The organism is Beijerinckia sp. L45 (genome assembly GCF_009765775.1).
In the GTDB taxonomy this organism is placed as follows: domain Bacteria; phylum Pseudomonadota; class Alphaproteobacteria; order Rhizobiales; family Beijerinckiaceae; genus RH-AL1.
On sequence record NZ_LMUU01000105.1, the window covers coordinates 28,120 to 33,116 of the forward strand.

5 protein-coding genes are annotated in these 4,997 nt (G+C 65.9%); 3 read left to right on the plus strand and 2 right to left on the minus strand.

Features of this window, described 5'->3' with window-relative positions; translation table 11 throughout:
• Positions 1-34: 34 nt before the first annotated feature.
• Positions 35-259, minus strand: a complete 225-nt coding sequence (locus tag GSQ79_RS10895; protein WP_158808745.1) for a hypothetical protein — start codon at positions 257-259, stop codon at positions 35-37.
• 221 nt (positions 260-480) lie between these two features.
• Between GSQ79_RS10895 and parC the strand changes: the two genes are divergently transcribed.
• The 3 genes from parC to GSQ79_RS10910 all read left to right on the plus strand — a co-directional run bounded on the left by parC (position 481) and on the right by GSQ79_RS10910 (position 3,903).
• Positions 481-2,739 (plus strand): DNA topoisomerase IV subunit A, encoded by a 2,259-nt coding sequence (parC, locus tag GSQ79_RS10900; RefSeq protein WP_158808746.1) that lies wholly within the window; start codon positions 481-483, stop codon positions 2,737-2,739.
• Between the two features lie 62 nt (positions 2,740-2,801).
• The gene (locus tag GSQ79_RS10905) at positions 2,802-3,188 is read left to right on the plus strand and encodes a thioredoxin family protein (RefSeq protein WP_210253060.1); all 387 of its coding nucleotides are present in this window, start codon (positions 2,802-2,804) and stop codon (positions 3,186-3,188) included.
• Between the two features lie 4 nt (positions 3,189-3,192).
• Positions 3,193-3,903, plus strand: coding sequence for a cytochrome c biogenesis CcdA family protein (locus GSQ79_RS10910; protein ID WP_158808748.1), 711 nt, complete (start codon positions 3,193-3,195; stop codon positions 3,901-3,903).
• Here GSQ79_RS10910 and GSQ79_RS10915 read toward each other — a convergent pair.
• On the minus strand, positions 3,898-4,953 hold the full coding sequence (locus GSQ79_RS10915) for an aldo/keto reductase (protein ID WP_158808749.1): 1,056 nt from the start codon (positions 4,951-4,953) through the stop codon (positions 3,898-3,900). The genes GSQ79_RS10910 and GSQ79_RS10915 overlap by 6 nt on opposite strands.
• Positions 4,954-4,997 lie beyond the last annotated feature (44 nt).

Consider the following 4,997-nt stretch of genomic DNA (forward strand, 5'->3'; position numbering starts at 1 on the left):
CCGGAAAGACAAGCTCGCAGATCGATCTAAACCCCTACAGGTCCTCGCAGACCCGACGCACCACGACGCGGCTGACGCCGTAGCCTTCGTCGAGCGGGACCTCCTCGGTCCGGCACGGCGGCGTCTTGAATGTGCTCTCGTGCGCCTCGACGGTGCCGGACGACGGCATCGTGGCGATCACGGCGGCGCAGATCATGAGGACGATGGCCATGGCGAAAAGCACCAGGGTCTTGTTCAGGCCAAACGAATTCTGGGGCAAAGATCGCACCTGCAAACGGATAGGATTGGGGCATGCACGCCCCCTCGAAAACCAGGGCCTGCCTTGTGCCCTGCTTCTACGCTGGCCTATGCATGCCAGCTAGTGCGTTGCAGCAACAGGCCGCCGGGAACCTGAGGCTTTTGCAAGGCAAAGTTAAGCTCCGTTTGACGAAAACAAACCGGGAACTTGCAGCCGGCGCGCCGATCCCTTAGGGGACGCTCATGGCCAAGACTCCGTCCCTTCCCGCGCCGCCCAACGGCGGCAGCGTCGATCCCGTTTCGCTCCACGAAGCCTTGGAGGAGCGCTACCTCGCCTATGCGCTTTCCACCATCACCGGACGCGCGCTGCCGGATGCCCGCGACGGGCTGAAGCCGGTGCATCGGCGCATTCTCTATGGCATGCAGGTGCTGCGCCTCGACCCCGGCACCGCCTTCCGCAAATGCGCGAAGATCGTCGGCGACGTGATGGGTTCGTTCCATCCGCACGGCGATCAGGCGATCTACGACGCGCTGGTGCGCCTCGCCCAGGATTTCGCCTCGCGCTACCCGCTCGTCGACGGCCAGGGCAACTTTGGCAACATCGACGGCGATAGCGCCGCCGCCTACCGCTACACCGAAGCGCGGATGACCGGCGTCGCCCAGCTTCTGCTCGAGGGCATCGAAGAGAACGCCATCGATTTCCGCGACAATTACGCCGGCACCGAGCAGGAGCCGATTGTGCTTCCGGCGGCGTTCCCCAACCTGCTGGCCAACGGCGCGCAGGGCATCGCGGTGGGCATGGCGACCTCCATCCCGCCGCACAACGTCGCTGAACTCTGCGACGCCTCGCTGCATCTCATCGCGCATCGTGATGCCGAGCCCGACGATCTCCTGCAGTTCGTGCAGGGCCCGGACTTTCCGACCGGCGGCATTCTCGTCGAGTCGAAGGCGGCGATCGCCGAGGCCTACCGCACCGGGCGCGGCTCGTTCCGCCTGCGCGCGCGCTGGGAGAAGGAAGACGGCCCGCGCGGGGCGTGGGTGGTCGTGGTCACGCAGATCCCGTACATGGTGCAGAAGTCGCGGCTGATCGAAAAGATCGCCGAACTGCTCAACGAAAAGAAGCTGCCGCTGGTCGCCGACGTGCGCGACGAGTCGGCAGAGGACGTCCGCGTCGTCATCGAGCCGCGCAACCGCGCCGTCGCACCGGCCGTGATGATGGAGCAGCTGTTCCGCGCCACCGAGCTCGAAACCCGCTTCCCGATGAACATGAACGTTCTCGTCGACGGCGTCGTGCCCCGCGTGGTCTCCTTGAAGGAGGCGCTGCGGCAGTGGCTCGATCATCGCCGCACGGTGCTCGTGCGGCGGGCAAAGTTCCGACTGGAGAAGATCGAGCACCGGCTCGAAGTGCTCGCCGGCATGCTCATCGTCTTCCTGCATCTGGACGAAGTCATCCGCATCATCCGCGAAGAGGACGAGCCGAAAGACGTTTTGAAGGCAACCTTTGCGCTGTCCGAGGTCCAGGCCAACTACATTCTCGATACTAGGCTGCGCAGCCTGCGCCGTCTCGAAGAGATGCAGCTGCGACGCGAACATGACGCGCTGCTCAAGGAAAAGGCCGAAGTCGAAACGCTGATCGGCGACGAGGCCAGGCAGTGGAAAGACATCGCGGCGCAGATCAAGACGCTGCGCAAGACCTATGGGCCGGAGACCGCACTCGGCAAGCGCCGCACGACCTTCGCCGACATGCCCGCGGCGATGGACATGGAGCTTGCCAGTGCCGCGCTCGTCGAGCGCGAGCCCGTCACCATCGTGATCTCGCAGAAGGGCTGGATCCGCGCGCTGAAGGGCCATGTCGCCGATTTGTCCGCCTTGCAGTTCAAGGGCGACGACAAGCTGCGCACGAGTTTTCTGGCCGAGACGACCTCAAAAATAATCGTGCTGGCGACGGACGGTCGCGCTTTCACGCTCGATGCCGCCAAATTGCCGGGCGGGCGCGGGCAGGGCGAGCCGATCCGCGTCATGGCGGACCTCGGCGAATCCGAGGATATTTCCGCCGTGCTGCCCTATGCCGCCGGCGCGAAAATGCTGGTGGCGGTGACCGATGGCCGCGGCTTCGTCGTCAATCAGGACGACATGATCGGCGGCACCCGCAAAGGGCGCCAGGTGCTCAACGTCGACAAGCCGTCGATCGCGCACCTCATCGTGCCGGTCACCGGGGATCATGTCGCGGTCATCGGCGACAACCGCCGCCTGCTGGTGTTCCCGCTGTCGCAGGTGCCGGAGATGAGCCGCGGCAAGGGCGTGCGCTTGCAGCGCTACAAGGACGGCGGCCTCGCGGATCTGAAGATTTTTGCGCTCAAGGATGGGTTGTCCTGGGTCGACACGGCGGGGCGCACCTTCAACGTCGGCGGCGAGGATCTGCGCGATTGGCTCGGCAACCGCGCGGAAGCCGGCCGGCTTCCGCCGAAAGGCTTTCCCAAAGTGAACAAGTTCACAACCTGATGCCGTCCCCGACCGTATAGCGTACAACGGCGGCGTGAACCGTCGATGGAGGACGAACGCCGATGATGACCCGCCGATCCCTTGTAGCCGCAGTCGCCCTGGTGCTTGCGTCCGTCTCCGCCGCCAGCGCCTTTGAATTCCACCCCTATGAGGAAGCGGTCGTGAAGGCGGCGATAAAATCCGGCAAGCCGGTCGTGATCCACGTCTATGCACCGTGGTGCCTGCAGTGCCGGGCGCAGGCCTCGATCCTGGCGCGGCTCTCCACCGATCCGCAGCTCGACCGCGTCACCTTCTTCAAGGTGAATTACGATGACCAGCCGGACGTTGTTGCCGCCCTGAACTGTCCGCGTTCGACGCTGATCGGCTACAAGGGCGGTAAGGAAGTCGCGCGGATGTCCTGGGGCACGTCGGACGAGGATGTGACCAAAATTCTCAAGGCCGCGTACTGATCCCGTGACGCTCGTCCTTGCCTTCGTGGCGGGCCTGCTGACGATCCTCAGCCCCTGCGTGCTGCCGCTCGCGCCGATCGTCATCGCCGGCGCCCGTGCCCGGGGCGCCGCGGGGCCGTTGATGCTTGCCGCCGGCCTGGCTCTCACCTTCGGCATCGTCGGCGGGGCCTTGGCGTCGGCCGGGATCGAGGCCGGCGACACCGCCTGGGTACGCGTCGTCTCGGCGATCATCATGGTGCTGGTCGGCGCGGCGATGCTGATCCCGATGCTCAGTCATTCCGCGGAAGCCGCCATGGCGCCGCTGGCCGGTTGGGCCGACCGCCTCGCCAACCGTCTCCCCGCCGCCGGTCTGATCGGCCAGTTCGCCGCCGGCGTCGTGCTCGCCTTCGCCTGGGCGCCCTGCGTCGGGCCGACGCTTGGCGCCGCCTTCGCGCTCGCCGCAAGCGGTGGCTCGCTGGCGGCGGCGATGGCGACGATGACGGTGTTTGCGCTGGGTGCCGCGATCTCGCTGCTCGCCGTCGGTTACGGCCTTGGCCGCCTTGCGCTGAATGCGCGGATGCTGGCCGGCCGTGCTGCGCGGATCGGGCGCGGCGCACTCGGCGCCGCCTTCGTCATCGTTGGCGCGATCATTCTGACTGGCTTCGACCGGGTGGTCGAAGCCAGCTTCGTCCAGGCGATGCCGGACTGGCTTGTCGTGTTCGCGACGCGGCTATAGGCGCCGGCGTGGCCGCGTCGACGTGATCGTTGACGGCAACACCTTGCGGTGGCGTTCGAGCATCCAGCCCGGGTATTCCTGCGGAAGTGTGCTGGCCTGGTCGAGAACGGCCATCTCCCCATCCGTCAGAACGACGCCAGTGGCCGCGATATTGTCTTCCAACTGCTCGAGGCGCTTCGCCCCGATGATGACGGTCGTGACGACCGTCTGGTGCAGCAGCCAAGCCAGCGCGATCTGCGCCACGGACACGCCGCGCTGCTCGGCGATCGGCCGCATCGCGTCGATGCAGTCGTAGGTCCGCGGCCGGTCGACCGGCGGAAAGTCGAAGGTGGCGCGCCGGCTGCCTTCGGCGCTCTCCTGATCGCGGCTGACCTTGCCGCTCAACAGACCACCGGCAAGCGGGCTCCAGACCATCAGCCCGAGGCCCTCGCTCTCCAGCATCGGCACGATCTCGCGCTCGAGGTCGCGGCCGGGGAGGGTGTAGTAGGCCTGCAGGGATTCAAAGCGGGCGAGGCCGTGCCGCTCGGCGATGCCCAGCGCTTTCATGATCTGCCATGCCGCCCAATTCGAGACGCCGACGTAGCGCACATGGCCGTGCTGGACGAGGATGTCGAGCGCCCGCACCGTCTCCTCGATCGGCGTCGTCGGATCGAAGCCGTGGATCTGGTAGAGGTCGATATGATCGAGCTGGAGCCGCTTCAGGCTGGCTTTGACGCCGTCGATAATATGGGTCCGGGAGTTGCCACGGGTGTTGAGACCCGTGCCGGTCGCACCGAAGACTTTCGTCGCGATCACGACATTGTCGCGCGGCACTTTCAGGTTCTTCAGAGCCTGGCCGGTGATCGTCTCCGACCGCCCCTCGGCATAGACGTCGGCCGTATCGATGACGTTGATCCCTGCGTCCATCGCCGTGCCGACGAGGCGGTCCGCATCGTCCTGCTGCAGCTTGCCGATCTGGCCCCACATGCCGGTGTCGCCGCCGAACGTCATGGTGCCGAGGCATAGTTCGGAGACAAACAGGCCGGTCCGGCCGAGCTTGTTGTAATGCATGATGAAATCCTGCTTCGAAGAAATGGATGGGTCCCCGTCAATTA